The organism is Streptomyces sp. AC627_RSS907 (genome assembly GCF_019049165.1).
The window spans coordinates 1-19,345 of sequence record NZ_JAGMUE010000066.1; the positions used below are offsets into that span (position 1 = coordinate 1).

General features: G+C 71.9%; 15 protein-coding genes and 1 pseudogene. 8 read left to right on the plus strand and 8 right to left on the minus strand.

Annotation, left to right across the window (positions count from 1 at the left end):
• On the minus strand, positions 1-1,019 hold a 1,019-nt coding region (locus KUM32_RS16410), incomplete at its 3' end, for a LacI family DNA-binding transcriptional regulator (protein WP_217142642.1).
• A 325-nt stretch (positions 1,020-1,344) separates the two neighbouring features.
• Positions 1,345-1,830 carry a carboxymuconolactone decarboxylase family protein gene (locus KUM32_RS16415; RefSeq protein ID WP_217142643.1) on the minus strand — a complete coding sequence of 162 codons (486 nt, stop codon included), beginning with the start codon at positions 1,828-1,830 and terminating at the stop codon, positions 1,345-1,347.
• A gap of 175 nt (positions 1,831-2,005) precedes the next feature.
• Here KUM32_RS16415 and KUM32_RS16420 point away from each other — a divergent pair, with 175 nt between their 5' ends.
• Complete coding sequence (locus KUM32_RS16420; protein WP_217142738.1) at positions 2,006-3,031, plus strand: RNA polymerase sigma-70 factor; 1,026 nt, start codon at positions 2,006-2,008, stop codon at positions 3,029-3,031.
• A 68-nt stretch (positions 3,032-3,099) separates the two neighbouring features.
• Here the strand turns inward: KUM32_RS16420 and KUM32_RS16425 are convergent, their stop codons facing one another.
• The gene (locus tag KUM32_RS16425; protein WP_254405672.1) at positions 3,100-3,582 is read right to left on the minus strand and encodes an SRPBCC family protein; all 483 of its coding nucleotides are present in this window, start codon (positions 3,580-3,582) and stop codon (positions 3,100-3,102) included.
• A gap of 531 nt (positions 3,583-4,113) precedes the next feature.
• Here KUM32_RS16425 and KUM32_RS16430 point away from each other — a divergent pair.
• The 3 genes from KUM32_RS16430 (at position 4,114) to KUM32_RS16440 (ending at position 8,823) form a co-directional block, all read left to right on the plus strand.
• Entirely contained in the window at positions 4,114-4,731 is a 618-nt protein-coding gene (locus KUM32_RS16430; RefSeq protein ID WP_217142644.1) for a TOPRIM nucleotidyl transferase/hydrolase domain-containing protein, read from the plus strand.
• A 294-nt stretch (positions 4,732-5,025) separates the two neighbouring features.
• Positions 5,026-7,287, plus strand: coding sequence for an ATP-dependent RecD-like DNA helicase (locus KUM32_RS16435; RefSeq protein WP_217142645.1), 2,262 nt, complete (start codon positions 5,026-5,028; stop codon positions 7,285-7,287).
• A gap of 237 nt (positions 7,288-7,524) precedes the next feature.
• A complete protein-coding gene (locus KUM32_RS16440) occupies positions 7,525-8,823 on the plus strand; it encodes a citrate synthase (protein WP_217142646.1) in 1,299 nt (432 codons plus the stop codon).
• Positions 8,824-9,511: 688 nt separating this feature from the next.
• On the opposite strand, the gene KUM32_RS16445 is transcribed toward KUM32_RS16440, so the two are convergent.
• Both KUM32_RS16445 and KUM32_RS16450 read right to left on the minus strand, forming a co-directional pair.
• Complete coding sequence (locus KUM32_RS16445; protein WP_217142647.1) at positions 9,512-11,809, minus strand: cation-translocating P-type ATPase; 2,298 nt, start codon at positions 11,807-11,809, stop codon at positions 9,512-9,514.
• A 105-nt stretch (positions 11,810-11,914) separates the two neighbouring features.
• On the minus strand, positions 11,915-12,154 hold the full coding sequence (locus tag KUM32_RS16450; RefSeq protein ID WP_217142648.1) for a heavy-metal-associated domain-containing protein: 240 nt from the start codon (positions 12,152-12,154) through the stop codon (positions 11,915-11,917).
• Between the two features lie 158 nt (positions 12,155-12,312).
• Here KUM32_RS16450 and KUM32_RS16455 point away from each other — a divergent pair, with 158 nt between their 5' ends.
• Positions 12,313-13,350, plus strand: coding sequence for a zinc-dependent alcohol dehydrogenase family protein (locus KUM32_RS16455; protein ID WP_217142649.1), 1,038 nt, complete (start codon positions 12,313-12,315; stop codon positions 13,348-13,350).
• Here KUM32_RS16455 and KUM32_RS16460 read toward each other — a convergent pair.
• Entirely contained in the window at positions 13,337-13,918 is a 582-nt protein-coding gene (locus KUM32_RS16460) for a GNAT family N-acetyltransferase (protein WP_217142650.1), read from the minus strand. The two genes, KUM32_RS16455 and KUM32_RS16460, sit on opposite strands and share 14 nt — an antisense overlap.
• A gap of 59 nt (positions 13,919-13,977) precedes the next feature.
• The gene (locus KUM32_RS16465; protein ID WP_161326861.1) at positions 13,978-14,169 is read right to left on the minus strand and encodes an AlpA family transcriptional regulator; all 192 of its coding nucleotides are present in this window, start codon (positions 14,167-14,169) and stop codon (positions 13,978-13,980) included.
• A 513-nt stretch (positions 14,170-14,682) separates the two neighbouring features.
• Here KUM32_RS16465 and KUM32_RS45300 point away from each other — a divergent pair.
• Positions 14,683-14,785, plus strand: a pseudogene (locus KUM32_RS45300) (5-deoxy-glucuronate isomerase); the annotation flags it as partial.
• Positions 14,786-14,998: 213 nt separating this feature from the next.
• Positions 14,999-16,501: a CoA-acylating methylmalonate-semialdehyde dehydrogenase gene (gene mmsA, locus KUM32_RS16470; protein ID WP_217142651.1), complete on the plus strand. Its 1,503-nt coding sequence runs from the start codon at positions 14,999-15,001 to the stop codon at positions 16,499-16,501.
• Between the two features lie 71 nt (positions 16,502-16,572).
• Here mmsA and KUM32_RS16475 read toward each other — a convergent pair whose 3' ends face one another.
• Positions 16,573-17,469 (minus strand): hypothetical protein, encoded by an 897-nt coding sequence (locus KUM32_RS16475; RefSeq protein ID WP_217142652.1) that lies wholly within the window; start codon positions 17,467-17,469, stop codon positions 16,573-16,575.
• Between the two features lie 341 nt (positions 17,470-17,810).
• Between KUM32_RS16475 and KUM32_RS16480 the strand changes: the two genes are divergently transcribed.
• Entirely contained in the window at positions 17,811-19,235 is a 1,425-nt protein-coding gene (locus tag KUM32_RS16480) for an APC family permease (protein ID WP_217142653.1), read from the plus strand.
• Positions 19,236-19,345 lie beyond the last annotated feature (110 nt).

Below are 19,345 nucleotides of genomic sequence, written 5' to 3' on the forward strand. Positions count from 1 at the left end.
GAGGGGGAGGGGGACTGTGCGGGTGCCGGCGGCTCGCCGCACGAGCGGCGCACGACGAGCCGCGCCGGCAGGGTGACGGACTCGCCGGTCCGGCCCTCGATGCGGTCGACCAGCGCGCGCACGGCTGCCCGCCCGAGGTCGCCCGTGGGCTGGGCGATCGCGGTGACGGGCGGATCGGTGTGCACGAACCAGGGGATGTCGTCGAACGCGGCGAGGCCGATGTCCTCGGGCACTCGCAGTCCGCGCGCGCGTACGGCGTCCAGCGCGCCGAGTGCCATCAGGTTGTCGGCGGCGAAGACGACCTCGGGCGGCTCGGGCAGGTCGAGGAAGCCCTCGGTGACCCGGCGCCCGCTGCCGGCCTGGAAGTCGCCCTGGCCGATGTAGGCGTCGGGCAGCGGGAGCCCGTACGCGCCGAGCGCCTCGCGGAAGGCGTCGACGCGCTCGCGTCCGGTCGTGGTGGCGGCCGGCCCGGCGATGATCGCGAGCCGGCGGTGCCCGAGCCGGTGCAGGTACGCGACGAGGTCCCGCACGGCCGCGCGCCCGTCCGACCTGACGACGGGCACGTCCACGCCGGGGATCCACCGGTCGACGAACACCATCGGCGTCCCGGCACGCGCGGCGTCCAGCATGCGGGGCGAGCCGCCGTCGGTGGGGGAGACGAGGAGCCCGTCGATACGGCGGTCCAGCAGCGTCGTGACGTGGTGGTCCTGGAGGTCGGGCCGCTCGTCGGCGTTGCCGATGATGACGCTGTAGCCGAGCGCGCGGGCCTCCTCCTCGACGGAGCGCGCCAGCTCGGTGAAGTACGGGTTCATCACGTCGCTGATGACCAGGCCGAGGGTGCGGGTCTGGGCGGTGCGCAGCGACCGGGCGACGGCGTTCGGGCGGTAGCCCAGCGCCTCGACGGCGGCCAGCACGCGCGTGCGTGCGTCCGGGCTGACGGACGGGTGCCCGTTGAGGACGCGAGAGACCGTCGCGACGGACACGCCCGCCTCGGCGGCGACGTCCTTGATGCTCGCCATCGCCGTTCCACCTCCTTGTGGAATCGATTACAAGGAGGATTGGAAACGATTACACGGAGCGGGCGCAAGAGCCGGAAGCCGCCCGAGACCCAATCGTGACCGGAGTGGCGCGGGGAGGGCGGGGCCGGTCGGGGGGTCGTGTGAGGAGGCCGGGGGGCCGTGTGACGAGGGAGGTGGGTGACCGCCGGGCGGCTCGACGGTCACGGCACCGGACGGGCGTCGCTGCGACGCCCGCCCCGGCGAGGGCGGGCCCCGCCCGGGGAGCACGGTCAGGGAGGGGTCTGCGCTCGGGCACGTACCGGGGGAGAGGCCGGGGCCTGTGCCGTCAGTCGAACGCGGCGGCGAACATGCCGGCCTCGTAGGAGCCGCCCCGCTGGTGCACGATCACGGCGAGCCGGTTGGCCGCGTTGATCAGGGCGACCAGGGAGACCAGGGCGGCGATCTGGTCGTCGTCGTAGTGCTCGCGCACCTGGGCCCAGGTCTCGTCGCGGACGCCCTGGTGGGTGTCGGCGAGCCGGGTGCCCTCCTCCGCGAGCGCCAGCGCGGCCCGCTCGGCCTCGGTGAACACGGTGGACTCGCGCCAGGCGGCGACCAGGTGGAGCCGGACCGCGCTCTCGCCGGCCGCCGCGGCCTCCTTGGTGTGCATGTCGATGCAGTGGCCGCAGCCGTTGATCTGGCTGGCGCGCAGCGACACCAGCTCCTGCGTGGACTTCGGCAGCGACGACTGCTGGACCACCAGCCCGGCACCGGCGAACCGCTTGGCGAACCGGCTGCCGACCTCGTTCTCGAACAGGTTGAATCGGGTGTCCATGACCTCGTCCTCACTCGTGGTGGTGCGCTGACGCACACAAGATGCCGACGCCCCGGTTCCTGTGACGGGGCGTCGGTGTGACGTGAGCCACCGCCGAGGGATGTCACACGACGGCGGCGGCCGGCGTCCTGTGCGCGTGACACCGTCGGGAGCGAAGAAGCGGGAGCAGCCGGTGATGAGCGGGCACAGCGGGCGCAGTGGGCACGGTGGGCGCAGTGGGCGCAGTGGGCATGCACAGGACCCACAGGACCCACAGGACCCACAGGACGCACAGGACGCACAGGGCGGCACGACCGCGCCCGAGCGGCACGGCGACGGGCCCACGGACCCCGCCACCGAGGCCTTCGTGGCCCATCGCAACCTGCTCTTCACCGTCGCCTACGAGATGCTCGGCTCGGCAGCCGACGCGGAGGACGTCCTCCAGGAGACCTGGCTGCGGTGGGCGGGCGTCGATCTCGGCGCGGTCCGCGACCGGCGCGCGTACCTGGTCCGCGTCACCACCCGCCAGGCGCTGACCCGGCTGCGCACGCTCGGCCGCCGCAAGGAGTCCTACGTCGGCTCCTGGCTGCCCGAGCCGTTGCTCACCGCGCCCGACGTGGCCGAGGACGTCGAGCTCGCCGACAGCGTCTCGATGGCCATGATGCTGGTCCTGGAGACGCTCACGCCGACCGAGCGGGCGGTGTTCGTGCTGCGCGAGGTCTTCGACCTGGAGTACGACGAGATCGCCGAGGCCGTCGGCAAGAGCCCGGCCGCCGTCCGGCAGACCGCCCACCGGGCACGCGCGCACGTCGCGGCGCGCCGGCCGCGCGGGGTCGTCTCCCCGACCGAGACCCGTGACGCGCTCGCCGCCTTCCAGCGGGCGGTGGAAATGGGCGACATCCAGGGCCTGCTCGACATCCTCGCACCGGACGTCGTCCTGCTGGGCGACGGCGGCGGCATCAAGCAGGCCATCCTGCGGCCCCTCACGGGGGCCGAGAAGGTGGCCCGCCTCATGGTCGGCGGTCTGACCAAACAGGCCGCCCACGCGTCCCTGGAACCGGCCCAGGTCAACGGTTACCCGGCCCTGATCCTGCGTCTCGACGGCGCGCTCGACAGCGTGATGGCGGTGCGTCTCGACGACGGCCTCATCACCGGCCTCTACGCCGTGCGCAACCCCGAGAAGCTCACGCACATGCGGCGGGAGACCGCCCTGCACCGCTGAGCCGGCGCGCGTCCGCGTCCGAAGACCGCAGAACCGCAGGGCGCGGTCCGTCCGGGCCGGTGCGCCGTCTACGCGGGCTCCGGCAGCGTGTCTCCGGTCTCCAGCAGGGTCTTGAGGCCGGAGACGAGGGCCGGCCAGCCGTGCTGGATCATCTTGCGGGCGGTGCTGCCGGGCTCGAAGCCGTCGTGGACGACGGTCAGCTTCACCGTGCCGCCGAGGTCCTCGATCTCGAACGTGACCTTCGACCGCTGTTCGGCGGCGAGTTCGGCGAGGGTCCCGTCGTCGATCCCGTTGGCCTTCGCCCATCCGGGCGTGAAGGTGTGCCAGGTGTAGGACAGGCGCCGGTACGGGTCCGCTTCGCGCACGACCTGTCCGGGATCGGCGGTCTCGGTGTCCCGCTCCCGCCAGACCATGGCCGATCCGGCCGTCCAGTCGGTGACGAACTCCACGCCCCAGTAGCGCCGGGTGAAGGCGGGGTCGGTCAGGCCCTGCCAGAGCTGTTCCGGCGTGGCCTTGATGTAGGTCGTGCAGACGAACGCGTTGCTGTCCATGGCGGTGTTCTCCAGCGTGTGCTTGAGGTCGGGCGAGTGTGCGTACCCGCTCGCGGTCGTAGCGGCTGATCCGGCGTTCGGCGAGGGCGTCGACCGGTTCGGCGTTGAGGCGGTGCGGCTTCTCCCGGCCCCGCCGGACGGTGGTGACCAGGTCGGCCGCCTCCAGGAGGGCGAGGTGCGTGCTGACCGACCGCCGGGCCATGTCCAGTCCCGCACACAGCTCGCGCAGTCTCCGCCCGTCGCGTCCGTTCAGCTCATTCCTGCGGGGAACCCCGGGGGTCGAGCCCCGGGAGGAATCGCATTACAGCGACACCGCGACACCGCGGCGCCACGCGCCGCGGTGTCGCGGTGTGCGTCCGGCCGCGTGGCGGCCGGGTCTCGCTCTCTCGGGGCGCAGCGAGTGAGGTCCTGGGGTGCGGGGGGTGTCACTCGAAGAGGTGATGGGTGGGGTACGCATGATGGAGTGTCGTGCGGGTGTCTACGATCGGTACATCACTACCGAGGTGGCCGTCCAGGGCGGAGACTCGTTCCATGGCGGACATGGGGGCGTTCCGGGACGCGGTCACGGCGTGGGCGGCCGGTGGCCCCGGCGATCCCGCGCGTGAGCTGGCGACGCGACTGCGGGTCCGCACCGCTGTCCTCCTGGAAGGGCCGAGCGACTCGGCGGCGGTCGACGCGCTGGCCGCGCGTCACGGCCGGGACCTCGCGGCGGAGGGGATCTGCGTCCTCTCGATGGGCGGCGCGATGAGCGTCGGCCGCTTCGCCTCCCTCCTCGGACCGTCCGGCCTGGACCTCCGCCTCACGGGACTGTGCGACGAGCGGGAGCAGGGCTACTACGTCCGGGCCCTGGAGCGGGCGAACGCGGCGCCGGACGGCCTCTTCGTCTGCGCGGCCGACCTGGAGGACGAACTCATCCGCGCGCTGGGTGTGACACGGGTGAAGGAACTCGTCGAGGCGGAGGGCGACCTGCGCCCCCTCCAGACCTTCCTCCGCCAGCCCGCCCAGCAGGACCGCACCGCGCAGCAGCAGCTCCGCCGGTTCTTCGGCACCAAGAAGGGACGCAAGATCCACTACGGCCGGGTCCTCGTCGAGGCCCTGGACCCCGCGCGCGCCCCGGCCCCCCTCGCGGGGCTGTTCGCGAGGCTCTGACCGCGCGGAGCGCCCGTGTGCCTCGCCGTCGCCGGAGGCGCTGGACGCGACGCGCGCCCGCCCGTGAGCGGTCGCCGGGCCGGCCGGCCCCCTCTGCCACTGCACCGTGAGCATCTGGCCCGATGGTGTCCTCGGGCCGCTCGGATGAGCGCGTGGTCAACACATGGCCGGTGAGTGTCCTCGCCTCCCACCACGCCCGTACCGACGACGGGTTCGGGCCCAGGGCGACGGCAACGGGTCAAGAAGGGCCGGTAGCCCGCACGCCCTGTCACACCCCACCGGTACCGTCGGATCATGCCCAACCAGTCCGATGCCACGGCCGGCGAACGCCGCCTCGCCACCCTCGAAGGCGTCCTGGAACGCATCACGTACACCAACGAGGAGAACGGCTACACGGTCGCCCGCGTCGACACCGGCAGAGGCGCCGGCGACCTGCTCACGGTCGTCGGCGCGCTGCTCGGTGCCCAGGTCGGGGAGTCCCTGCGGATGGAGGGCCGCTGGGGGTCCCACCCCCAGTACGGCAAGCAGTTCCACGTGGAGAACTACACGACCGTGCTCCCGGCCACCGTCCAGGGCATCCGGCGCTACCTCGGCTCGGGCCTGGTCAAGGGCATCGGCCCGGTCTTCGCCGACCGCATCACCCAGCACTTCGGCCTGGACACCCTCCAGATCATCGAGGAGGAGCCCAAGCGGCTCATCGAGGTCCCCGGCCTCGGCCCCAAGCGGACCAAGAAGATCGCCGACGCCTGGGAGGAACAGAAGGCGATCAAGGAGGTCATGCTCTTCCTCCAGACCGTCGAGGTGTCGACGTCGATCGCGGTGCGCATCTACAAGAAGTACGGCGACGCCTCGATCTCCGTCGTGAAGAACCAGCCCTACCGCCTGGCCGCCGACGTCTGGGGCATCGGCTTCCTCACCGCCGACAAGATCGCCCAGTCCGTCGGCATCCCGCACGACAGCCCGGACAGGGCCAAGGCCGGCCTGCAGTACGCCCTGTCGCAGGCCACCGACCAGGGCCACTGCTATCTCCCCGAGGAGAAGCTGATCGCCGACGCGGTGAAGCTGCTCCAGGTCGACACCGGACTGGTCATCGAGTGCCTCGCCGAGCTGGCCGCCGAGCCCGAGGAGGACGGCGCGGACCCCGGGGTGGTCCGCGAGAAGGTCCCCGACCCGCAGGGCGGCGACCCCGTCACCGCCGTCTACCTCGTCCCCTTCCACCGCGCCGAGCTGGCCCTCTCCGCCCAGCTGCTGCGCCTGCTGCGCACCGACCAGGACCGGATGCCCGGCTTCCAGGACGTGGCCTGGGACAAGGCGCTCGGCTGGCTCGGACACCGCACGGGTGCCGAGCTCGCGCCCGAGCAGGAGGCCGCCGTCAGACTCGCGCTCACCCAGAAGGTCGCCGTCCTCACCGGCGGACCGGGATGCGGCAAGTCCTTCACGGTCCGCTCCATCGTCGAACTGGCCCGCGCCAAGAAGGCGAAGGTCGTGCTCGCGGCCCCGACCGGCCGCGCCGCAAAGCGTCTGGCCGAGCTCACCGGCGCCGAGGCGTCCACCGTCCACCGGCTGCTGGAGCTCAAGCCCGGCGGCGACGCGGCCTACGACCGGGACCGTCCGCTGGACGCCGACCTCGTGGTGGTCGACGAGGCGTCGATGCTCGATCTCCTCCTCGCCAACAAGCTGGTCAAGGCCGTGCCACCGGGCGCCCACCTGCTCTTCGTGGGGGACGTCGACCAGTTGCCGAGCGTCGGCGCCGGGGAGGTGCTCCGCGACCTGCTCGCCGACGGCAGCCCCGTCCCCGCCGTCCGCCTCACTCGCGTCTTCCGCCAGGCCCAGCAGTCGGGCGTGGTGACGAACGCCCACCGCATCAACGCCGGGCAGCACCCGCTCACCGACGGCATGAAGGACTTCTTCCTCTTCGTCGAGGACGACACCGAGGAGGCGGGGCGCCTCACGGTGGACGTCGCGGCCCGCCGCATCCCGGCCAAGTTCGGCCTCGACCCGCGCCGGGACGTGCAGGTCCTCGCGCCCATGCACCGGGGACCCGCCGGCGCCGGCGCGCTGAACGGCCTGCTCCAGCAGGCCGTCACCCCCGGCCGCCCGGACCTGCCCGAGAAGCGGTTCGGTGGTCGCGTTTTCCGCGTCGGCGACAAGGTCACTCAGATTCGCAACAACTACGAGAAGGGTGAGAACGGTGTCTTCAACGGCACCGTGGGCGTGGTCACCTCGCTCGACCCGGTGGACCAGCGCCTCACCGTGCTGACGGACGAGGACGAGGAGGTCCCGTACGAGTTCGACGAACTGGACGAGCTGGCGCACGCCTACGCCGTCACCATCCACCGCTCCCAGGGCAGCGAGTACCCGGCGGTGGTGATCCCGGTGACGACCGGCGCCTGGATGATGCTCCAGCGGAACCTGCTGTACACGGCGGTCACCCGGGCGAAGAAGCTCGTCGTCCTCGTCGGTTCGCGCAGGGCGATCGGGCAGGCGGTGCGCACGGTGTCGGCGGGCCGGCGCTGTACGGCGCTCGACTTCCGGCTGGCGGGCTCCCGGCCGTGAAACCCTTCGGTGAACCTCTCGACCGATGTGAAAAAAATGATCGATCAAACGAGTCGGAAACGTCACAGAGGACTTCCGGAAGGGGGCGGGAGGGGGCAGGATGAGCAAGTTGACGGCACTGAGTGCCGCCGATAGGCCCGATGGTCGACCCCGAGTGCACTCTCCTGAGCCAAGTGGGGGATGGTAGAGACAGTCAGGGCACCTCGAAGATGAGGCACTACGTCGGTGAGGGAAGACGTGAGCGAGCACACCAACAACTCGGTAGTACTGCGGTACGGCGATGGCGAGTACACCTACCCGGTGATCGACAGCACCGTCGGCGACAAGGGCTTCGACATCGGGAAGCTCCGCGCCCAGACCGGTCTGGTGACGCTGGACAGCGGTTACGGCAACACCGCTGCCTACAAATCCGCCATTACGTACCTGGACGGCGAGGCGGGCATCCTCCGGTACCGCGGCTATCCGATCGAGCAGCTGGCCGAGCGCTCCACCTTCCTGGAGGTCGCCTACCTGCTGATCAACGGGGAGCTGCCGACCGTCGACCAGCTGGCCGCCTTCAAGGACGAGATCACGCAGCACACCCTGCTGCACGAGGACGTCAAGAACTTCTACAAGGGCTTCCCGCGCGACGCCCACCCGATGGCCATGCTGTCCTCGGTCGTCTCCGCGCTGTCGACGTTCTACCAGGACAGCCACAACCCGTTCGACGAGCGCCAGCGCAACCTCTCCACCATCCGGCTGCTCGCCAAGCTCCCGACGATCGCGGCGTACGCGTACAAGAAGTCGATCGGCCACCCGTTCGTCTACCCGCGCAACGACCTCGGCTACGTCGAGAACTTCCTGCGCATGACCTTCTCGGTCCCCGCCCAGGAGTACGAGCTCGACCCGACGGTCGTCGCGGCCCTCGACAAGCTGCTGATCCTGCACGCGGACCACGAGCAGAACTGCTCGACCTCCACGGTCCGCCTGGTCGGGTCCTCGCAGGCGAACATGTTCGCCTCGATCTCCGCCGGCATCAACGCCCTGTGGGGCCCGCTGCACGGCGGTGCCAACCAGTCGGTGCTGGAGATGCTGGAGGGCATCCGCGACTCCGGCGGCGACGTCGACTCCTTCATCCGCAAGGTGAAGAACAAGGAGGACGGCGTCCGCCTGATGGGCTTCGGCCACCGGGTCTACAAGAACTTCGACCCGCGCGCCAAGATCATCAAGGCCGCCGCGCACGACGTGCTCTCCGCCCTCGGCAAGTCCGACGAGCTGCTGGACATCGCCCTGAAGCTGGAGGAGCACGCGCTCTCCGACGACTACTTCGTCTCGCGCAGCCTCTACCCGAACGTCGACTTCTACACCGGCCTGATCTACCGGGCCATGGGCTTCCCGACCGAGATGTTCACGGTCCTGTTCGCCCTCGGCCGTCTGCCGGGCTGGATCGCCCAGTGGCACGAGATGATCAAGGAGCCGGGTTCCCGCATCGGCCGCCCGCGCCAGATCTACACGGGCGTCGTCGAGCGCGACTTCGTCCCGGTCGAGGAGCGCTGAGCGTCCGGCACCCCCGCAGCTCATCCGGTGAGCCCCGTACCGCCCGGGCGGCACGGGGCTCTTCCGTCCCCGCGCGCGACGACCGCGAACAGCGGAACACCCAGGACGGACCGGGAACCGCGAACAGCAGAAGGCGCCCCGGCGTCAGTCCCCCCACGGGCCGACGACCAGGGCGCCTTCCCATGTCCCGGTACGGATTCCCCCCACGGGATCCGGCCGGGCGTCTGTGAGGACAGCGCCTGAATCGCTGTGTTGAGCACAACGAGCAGAACTCGCCGTACTACTGGGTGCTGCTACTTGCTACTGCTGCTACTTGCTACTGCTGCTACTGCGTACTGCTGTGTGCGGTCTGCCGGGACAGCGCACGCCCGGGAGGGCCGCTCAAAGCTTCCCGGCGTACGTGTCCCGGCAACGCAACTCTGGGGAAAGTCCCCCAAGACATCCCCAGATGCCAGGTGGCGCCCCCCAAGACGCCGCCTGACATCGCCAACTTAGACCTTCGAACCCCTTCGATGGTTACGTTCGCGTCACTGTGATCTGCGTCTCTTGCATATGTCCCTTAGATACGCAAGAGCCCCGATACGGTGAACGGGACCCAAGCGTAAGGAAGATGCGCGAGCCTTGTGAAGAGCTTATGTGAGGCGGGTTCCGGACTCCAGAGGCACTTCGCCACACTTCGCCCGTGACCTCAGTGGAAGGCGCGCAGCCTGAGACTGTTGGTCACCACGAACACCGAGGAGAAGGCCATCGCCGCTCCGGCGATCATCGGGTTCAGCAGGCCCGCGGCGGCCAGCGGCAGCGCGGCCACGTTGTAGCCGAAGGCCCACACGAGGTTGCCCTTGATCGTCGCAAGGGTCCGCCGGGACAGCCGGATCGCGTCCGCCGCCACCCGCAGGTCCCCGCGCACCAGCGTCAGGTCGCCCGCCTCGATCGCCGCGTCCGACCCCGTCCCCATCGCCAGACCCAGATCGGCGACGGCCAGCGCGGCGGCGTCGTTGACGCCGTCCCCGACCATGGCGACCGCACGGCCCTCGGCCCGCAGCCGCTCGACCACGGCGACCTTGTCCTCGGGCAGCACCTCGGCGATCACCTCGTCGATGCCGACGGCCCGGGCGACCGACTCGGCGACGCGCCGGTTGTCACCGGTCAGCAGCACGGGTGTGAGGCCCAGCCGGCGCAACTGGGCCACCGCCTCGGCGCTGGTCTCCTTGACCGCGTCCGCCACGGCGACGACCCCGCGCGCCTCGCCGTCCCACCCGACGACGACGGCCGTACGGCCGCCCCTCTCGGCCTCGTCCCTGGCGCGGGCCACCTCGGGCGGGAGGTCGTCGTAGAGGCGCCCCACGGCCACCTCACGGCCCTCCACGCGCCCGCGTACGCCCCGCCCCGGGACGCTCGCGAAGTCCTCGACGGCCGGCAGCGTGCCGATGCGTCGCCCGGCGCCGTCCGCGACGGCCCGGGCCACGGGGTGTTCCGAGGCGTGCTCGACCGCCCCCGCGAGCCGCAGCACCTCCCGCTCGTCGGTGCCCTCGGCGGCGTACACCTCCTGGAGGGTCATGCGGCCGGTGGTGACGGTGCCGGTCTTGTCCAGGACGACCGTGTCGACACGCCGCGTGGACTCCAGGACCTCGGGTCCCTTGATGAGGATGCCGAGCTGGGCGCCCCTGCCGGTGCCGACCATCAGCGCGGTCGGCGTGGCCAGGCCCAGCGCGCAGGGGCAGGCGATGATCAGGACGGCCACGGCGGCGGTGAACGCGGCGACCGTGTCCCCGGTGGCGCCCAGCCACCCGCCGAAGGTCGCGACCGCGATCAGCAGCACGACGGGCACGAAGACACCGGAGATCCGGTCGGCCAGCCGCTGCACCTGGGCCTTGCCGCTCTGCGCGTCCTCGACGAGCCGCGCCATCCGCGCGAGCTGGGTGCCGGCGCCGACCCGGGTCGCCTCGACCACCAGCCGGCCCCCGGCGTTCACCGTGGCACCCGTGACGGCGTCGCCGACGCCCACGTCCACCGGCACCGACTCGCCGGTCAGCAGGGAGGCGTCCACGGCCGAGGCGCCCTCGACCACCGTTCCGTCGGTGGCGATCTTCTCGCCGGGCCGTACGACGAACCGGTCGCCCACGGCCAGCCGGGCCACCGGAATCCGCACCTCGCGCCCGTCCCGCAGTACGGCGACGTCCTTGGCGCCCAGCTCCATCAGCGCCCGCAGCGCGGCGCCGGCGCGGCGCTTGGAGCGGGCCTCCAGCCAGCGGCCGAGGAGCAGGAAGGCGGTGACACCGGCGGCGGCCTCCAGGTAGATCGTGGAGGCGCCGTCCGTGCGGGAGACGGTGAGGTCGAAGCCGTGCCGCATGCCCGGCATGCCGGCGTCCCCGAAGAACAGCGCCCACACGGACCACCCGAACGCCGCCAGCGTGCCCAGCGAGACGAGGGTGTCCATGGTGGCCGCGCCGTGCCGGACGTTGGTCCAGGCGGCACGGTGGAAGGGCAGCCCGCCCCAGACGACGACGGGGGCGGCCAGGGTGAGCGAGAGCCACTGCCAGTTGTCGAACTGGAGGGCGGGGACCATCGCGAGCAGCACGACGGGCGCGGCGAGGAGGACGGAGACGGTGAGGCGTCGGCGCAGGGCGGACGTCTCGGGGTCGTCGTCGCCCTCCGGGGCCCCGGCCTCGCCGGCGGGCTCCGGCGGCGCGGGCTCCTCGGCGGTGTACCCGGTCTTCACGACGGTGGCGATCAGGTCGGCGACGTCGGTGGTCGCCGGGTAGGCGACCCTGGCCTTCTCCGTCGCGTAGTTCACCGTGGCGGTGACACCGTCCATGCGGTTGAGCTTCTTCTCGACGCGGGCCGCGCAGGACGCGCAGGTCATCCCGCCGATCAGCAACTCGACCTCGGCGAGCTCCGCCCCGCCTGCCGCGGTCGTGCCGGGCTCGGTGGTCCCGGGCTCGGTGGTGCGGGACGCGTTGGTGCGGGACGCGGTGGTGCTGGTCATGGTCCGGACTCCAGACGGCCGGCCGGGCCGGCCGTGCGCGGCTGGTGCGCGCCGGTCGGCGCGGCCCGGTCGGAAGGGCTGTGGGTGCTGCCGGGGCGCGGTCGCTCAGGCCCTGCCGACGAGCTCGAAACCCGCCTCGTCCACCGCGGCGCGGACGGCCTCGTCGTCAAGGGGCGTCGCGGAGACGACAGTGACCTCGCCGGTCGAGGCGACGGCCTGCACCGAGTCGACGCCCGCGATCTCGGAGATCTCACCGGAGACGGCGCCCTCGCAGTGTCCGCAGCTCATTCCCTTCACCTGGTAGACGGTGGTGACGGAGCCCTGGGTGTCGGTCTGGGCGGTCATGTCGTTACTCCTCGTCGCGGCGTGCAGGGGCGGGTACCCGTGAGTACCGTGGCCCAGCAGGTGGACCACACACGCACCACTGTACCCCTAGGGGGTATGGAAGCCGCTTAGCCTTCCGTGGGACACGGGATTGCCGGATACGGAAGTGAGGGCGGCGGATGCGCGCGGTCGTGTTCGAGCGGTTCGGGGAGCCTGCCGAGGTGCGGGAGGTGGACGACCCGAGCCCCGCGCCACACGGCGTCGTGGTCCGTGTCGAGGCCACCGGACTGTGCCGCAGCGACTGGCACGGCTGGCGGGGCCACGACCCGGACATCACGCTGCCGCACGTACCCGGTCACGAACTCGCCGGTGTCGTCGAGGCGGTCGGCGACCGGGTGGCCGGATGGCGGCCCGGCGACCGGGTGACCGTGCCCTTCGTCTGCGCCTGCGGGAGCTGCGCGGCGTGCGCGGCGGGCGACCAGCAGGTGTGCGAACGGCAGACCCAGCCCGGCTTCACCCACTGGGGCTCGTTCGCCCGGTACGTGGCGCTCGACCACGCCGACGTCAACCTCGTCGCCGTGCCCGAGGACATGTCGTACGCGACGGCCGCCTCGCTGGGCTGCCGCTTCGCCACGGCGTTCCGGGCCTTGGTGCAGCGGGGGCGGGTCGCGGCGGGGGAGTGGGTCGCGGTGCACGGCTGCGGTGGCGTCGGCCTGTCCGCGGTGATGATCGCCGTGGCCGCGGGCGCGCGGGTCGTCGCCGTGGACGTGTCCCCCCGGGCGCTGGAGCTGGCGCGGACGTTCGGCGCGGCCCGGTGCGTGGACGCGGCCCGGACGCCGGACACGGCGGCGGCGGTCCGCGACCTCACCGGCGGCGGTGTCCACCTCTCCCTGGACGCCCTCGGCTCGCCGGTCACCTGCGCCGCCTCCGTGAACGGCCTGCGCCGCCGGGGCCGGCACGTGCAGGTCGGCCTGCTGCCCTCGCCGACCGGCACCACACCGGTGCCGATGGCCCGTGCCGTCGCCCTGGAGCTCGAGCTCCTCGGCAGCCACGGGATGGCCGCGCACACCTACCCGCCGATGCTGGAGCTGGTCCGCACCGGAGCGCTCCGGCCCGACTTGTTGGTGACGTCCACCATCGGGCTGGACGCGGTCCCGGCCGCCCTGGCGGCGATGGGAACGGCGCCCGGCGCGGGAGTGACGGTCATCGAGCCCTGACGCCGGCCCCGGGGCGGCCGCGATGGACGGCCCACTCGTGGTCGAGGACGGCCATCAGCACCTCGTCCACCCACGCGCCGTCCCGCCGCGCCGCTTCCCGCCGCACCCCCTCCACCACGAAACCGGTCTTCTCGTACACCCGCCGGGCCCGGAGGTTGTCGGCGTAGACCTCCAGCTGGACGCGGTGCAGGCCCACCTGCTCGAAGCCGTGCCCGACGATGAGCCGCGTCGCCTCGCTGCCCAGCCCCCGGCCGCGGCCCCGGGGCCCGATGAGGGTGCGGAAGGTGCAGCTGCGGGCCGACGGGTCCCAGTCGTTCAGGACGACCTCGCCGACGAGTTCGCCGGTGGCGCGGTCGGTGACGGCGAGGTCGAGCCGGTCGGGCTCGGCGGTGCGCACGCCGTACCAGGAGCGCAGCCGTTCCCGGGTGAGTTCGGTGGTCGGCTCGAAGGTGAAGCGGACGACCTCGGGATCGCCGATGATCTCCCACATCAGGTCGGCGTCCTGCGCGGTGAACGGCCGCAGGACGGTCCTGTCACCGGTCAGGACGGGTTTCACGGAAAGGTCCATGGGCCGCACTGTGCCCCACGTGACCGTGGGGCACCGAACGGTTTTCCGGCTGCCCCGGCCTACCGGTTCCGGTTGCGGGGCCGGGACGCCACCCAGGCCCGGATCGTGTCCGCGTACCAGTAGGGCTTTCCGCCCTCCACGTGGTCGGGTGGCGGGAGGAGCCCGTGCTTGCGGTACGACCGCACGGTGTCCGGCTGTACCCGGATGTGGGCCGCGATGTCCTTGTAGGACCAGAGCCTCCGGTCGGTCACTGGCTGCACCTCCCCGCGCGCACCGCGGCGGCGGCCGGGGACGGTCGCCGGGGGGAGCCGGGTGCTGCGCTGACGGTCACCAAGCCTGTGCCGGGTGAACGACACCGGGTGACGGCCGGTCAGGGCGCGTTCCCGGATGTGACGGAAGTCCCGCGCGCCCGTGACATGTGTGACAGGAAGGGTGCGTTTGTGACACGAGTGCCGCAAAGGCGTACGCCGGAGTTCAGGCGTGGCGCGTTGACTTCGGTGCGGCGGGGTGTTGGGGGCGCGCGTGCGAGAGGCGCCGACCGGGGTCGAGTCATCCGAATGTCCGGACAAAACATTGACAGGCCGCACGCACGGGGCTAGAAACCGGGGGAGAGAGGCCCGGGGACACCCGGGGCCCGGGAGCCCAAGGACAGCCAAAGACAGCCGAGGACAGCCAAGGACACCCGAGGACACCCACGAGACCCGACGACGGGCACGAAGGGAACGCGATGGCGCACGACCCGATCGCCGGTTCCCCCACGAAACGCCTCCGGCGCGGGATGGCCGCTTCGCCCTGGCAGGAGCGAAGTGCGAGCGTCGACTCCCCGCCCGCCCCGGCTCCGCGCCGGAGGTTCCCGCCCGCCCTCGGTGAACGCGCCGCCGGCACCGCCCCACCTGTCTACGCGGACCGCCGAACCGCAGACACAGTGTCGGGCCCGCCGGGGGCGTCCGGCTGCTGGGATGGACCCAGGGCCACGACCGCGACGTCCGCGTCGCCGGTCACGGCACGCGAGCAGGACCACGCGCAGCACCCACGGCACGTCTCGACCCGTCGCCGCCATCTGTGAAGGAGTTCTCGGTCATGACGAACATCGTCAACCACTGGATCGGCGGCAAGACCGTCGAAGGCGCCTCGGGCACGTACGGGCCGGTGACCAACCCGGCGACCGGCGCGGTCACCACCAAGGTCGCCTTCGCCTCCGTCGACGAGGTGGACGCCGCGGTCGCCGCGGCCAAGGAGGCCTACCTGACCTGGGGTCAGTCCTCGCTGGCCCAGCGGACCTCCGTCCTCTTCAGGTTCCGGGCGCTGCTGGACGCGCACCGCGACGAGATCGCCGCGCTGATCACCGCCGAGCACGGCAAGGTGCACTCCGACGCGCTCGGCGAGGTCGCCCGCGGCCTGGAGATCGTCGACCTGGCCTGCGGCATCAACGTGCAGCTCAAGGGCGAGTTGTCGACGCAGGTCGCCCACCGCGTCGACGTGTCCTCGATCCGGCAGCCGCTCGGCGTGGTCGCCGGCATCACGCCGTTCAACTTCCCGGCGATGGTGCCGATGTGGATGTTCCCCCTCGCCATCGCCTGCGGCAACACCTTCGTGCTCAAGCCGAGCGAGAAGGACCCGTCGGCCGCCGTGCGGATCGCCGGACTGCTCTCCGAGGCCGGTCTGCCGGACGGCGTCTTCAACGTCGTCCACGGCGACAAGGTGGCCGTGGACCGCCTCCTGGAGCACCCGGACGTCAAGGCGGTCTCCTTCGTCGGCTCCACCCCGATCGCCCGCCACATCCACACCACCGCCTCCGCTCACGGCAAGCGCGTCCAGGCGCTGGGAGGCGCCAAGAACCACATGCTGGTGCTGCCGGACGCCGACCTCGACGCGGCGGCGGACGCGGCCGTCTCCGCGGCCTACGGCTCGGCCGGCGAGCGCTGCATGGCCATCTCCGCGGTCGTCGCGGTCGGTTCCATCGGCGACGAGCTGGTCGAGCGGATCCGTGAGCGCGCCGAGAAGATCAAGATCGGCCCCGGCGACGACCCGTCCTCCGAGATGGGCCCACTGATCACCAGGGCCCACCGCGACAAGGTGGCGTCCTACGTCGCGGGCGCGGCGGCCGAGGGCTGCGAGGTCGTCCTGGACGGCACCGGGTACACGGTCGACGGCCACGAGGACGGCCACTGGATCGGCATCTCCCTGCTGGACCGGGTGCCGACCACGGCGAAGGCGTACCAGGACGAGATCTTCGGCCCGGTGCTGTGCGTGCTGCGCGCCGAGACGTACGAGGAGGGCGTGGCGCTCATCAACGCCTCCCCCTTCGGCAACGGCACCGCGATCTTCACCCGGGACGGCGGCGCGGCCCGCCGCTTCCAGCTGGAGGTCGAGGCCGGCATGGTCGGCGTGAACGTCCCGATCCCGGTCCCCGTGGGCTACCACTCCTTCGGCGGCTGGAAGGACTCCCTCTTCGGCGACCACCACATCTACGGCAACGACGGCACGCACTTCTACACCCGCGGCAAGGTCGTCACCACCCGCTGGCCGGACCCGGCCGACGCACCGGCGGGCGTGGACCTGGGCTTCCCGCGCAACCACTGAGACGCCCGGCCCGGGACGCACGGTGCCCCGTCCCACCGCGCCGGGTGGGAGGGGGCACCGCCGTCCGAGGGTCAGCCCTGCTGCGCCCCGGCGTCCTTCACTTCCTCGGTGAGGTCGCCGGTCTGCTCGGCGGGCGGGGCCACGATCTTCTTGGCGGCGCCGAACTTGTCGAAGTCCATGGTGACCTTCATCGTCCCGAACTCCTGCTTCAGGCGCACCGGCAGGTCCTTGTCACCCACCCAGATGTCCATGGTGATCGAGCCGCTGCCGGCGGCCGAGTTGAGCAGGCTGTCGGCGCCGCTGAGGGCCTCCTTGAACTTGCCCATGTCCTCCTGGTCGAGCACGGCCCGGTAGTGGGTCGTGGGCTTGCCGTTGACGGTCTCCTTGCCGAGGTCCTCGACGTCGCTCGCGTACTTCAGGCCCTTCATGGAGTCCGCCGGGCTGCCGCCGCCGCCCCCGCTCATCGCGGCGGCACCCGACTCGCCGAACACGGCCGACCCGTCGATCTTCATCCACTCCTTGCCCTCGAGCGGGCCGGCGGGCTGCGGGTCGATGTCGTAGTAGTAGGCGCCGTCCACGAACAGGGTGCGCACCGTCGGCGAGTCCGTGAGCTCCTGCATCTGCGCGGCCTTGGCGTCCATCTCGACGTCGAGCGCGTAACCGTCGCCCCAGGAGTACGTGCCGTCCATGGAGATCGGCTCGCCGGTGCCCAGCTCGGTCGTCGTCCTGACCTCGGCGGAGCCCAGCTCCTCGGTGCGGTCGGTGGCCCGCGAGAGCGCCGCCATGATCATGTCGGTCTTGCTCCCGGCCTTGTCGGCCGCCTCGTCCGTGGGCTTGCCGGCGGTCTCGGTCACGGCCTTCTCACTGGCCTCGGCCGCCGGATCGGCGTCGTCCGAGCCGCACGCGGTCGCCGTGATCATCGCCGCCGCCGTCAGCCCCACCCAGGCCGCGGTGTACTTCAGCTTCATGAGTCCCCACCCGTTGCCGTGTTCCTGTGATTCACCTGTGCCGAGGACTCTACCGGCCCCCACCGACAGCGTCCCCGTCCCGGACGACGGCAGGATTTTTCCTCCGCCCCCTACGGTTCCCGTACTCCTCAAAGGGCTCTTTCCCACAGGGCGCTGATGCGGTTCCAGGTGTCATCTCGCCTTGGAGCAACGGATTCCGTAGGTAAACACCCATTGACTCGGCGGTTTCCGTCAGGCTTCCATCTGGCGTCGGGAGCGGACGAGAACGACGTACGACCAAGCCGCCGGAGGCGATAGCGCTCCCGCCCGAAAACGCCGCACGAGTCGATCGGAACCGCTTCATGACCGACACGCTCCGCCCTGCCGAGACCACCGTCCCAGCGCCCCCGGACCTCCCGGGCCCCCCGGAGTCCCGGACGCTCAAGCGGTCCATCGGCGTCGTCGGCGGCACTCTCCTGACGCTCTCGTGCGTGACCCCCGCCTCCACGCTGTTCGTGGTGGTCCCCGACCTCTTCGGCTCGCTCGGCACCGCCACCGCCCTGACCATCGCCATCGGCTCCCTCCTCTGCATCGCCGTGGCGTTCTGCTACGCGGAGCTCGGCACCCTCATCCCCAGCGCGGGCGGCGAGTACGCCATGGTGTCGACCATGGCCGGGCGGCTGGCGGGCTGGCTGGTCTTCGTGCTGTCCCTGCTGGTCGTCGTGATCGTGCCGCCGGTGATCGCGATGGGCACGGCCGACTACCTCGAACCGGTCGTCCACCTCGACCCGTCCCTCGCGGGCGCCGGCGTCATGGTGCTCGCCACCCTCGCCGGCCTGCTCGACCTGCGCGCCAACGCCTGGATCACCGGCGTCTTCCTGGTGCTCGAGGTCATCGCCGCGGCCGTCGTCGCGGTACTGGGCTTCGCCCACGGCGAGCGCGGCCCCGGCAGTCTGGCCTCGATGGAGGTGGCCGGCGCGGACGGCGCCGCGGACCCCGTGACGGCCGCGCTGGTCGTCTCCGGGCTCGCCATCGCCCTCTTCGTCACCCAGGGCTTCTCCACCGCCGTCTACCTCTCCGAAGAGCTGGAGAACCCGCGCCGCAACGTCGCCCGCACGGTGCTGGCCACGCTCGGCATCTCCACGGTGATCATCCTGGTCCCGGTCGTCGCCATCACGCTCGGCGCCTCGGACCTGACCGAACTGACCGGCGGCGACATCGGCTCCATGGTCACCGCCTGGTCCAACTCCGCCGTCGGTACCTTCGTCAGCCTCTGCGTGGCCCTCGCGATCATCAACGCCGGCATCGTGATGGTCATCCAGAACTCGCGCGTCCTGTTCGCCTCCGCCCGCGACAAGGCGTGGCCCGCGCCGGTGAACCGGCTCTTCGCCAAGCTTGGCCGGTTCGGCTCCCCCTGGGTCGCCACCCTCGCCGTCGGCGTGCCCGGCGCCGCGCTGTGCTTCGTCAACCTGGACACGCTGTACGGCGTCACCGGCGTCTCCGTCACCGGCATGTACCTGCTCGTCGCGATCGCCGCCCTGCTCGCCCGGCGCGGTTCCCACCGGCACGCGCCCGCGTGGCGCATGCCCCTGTGGCCCGCCGTGCCCGTGCTGCTCATCGTGGTCCTCGCCTACGTCCTGACCCGGCAGGAGACGGGCCACCTGCTGTGGACCGGCGGCATCACCGCCGTCGCCACCCTCTACTGGGCCCTGTACCTGCGCCCGCGCCGCGACACCCGCTGGCTGGTGACCGTCCCCGACGACGTCCGGGAGCCCGCCCGGCCCTGACCGGCACTACCGCGCCCGCGGTACGCGGAGCCGGCCCCGTACGCCCCTGGGAGGGGCGGAGGTTCGGCCTCGGGGCTGCCCCGATCGCCGGTGGCGGCCCGTACCGTGGG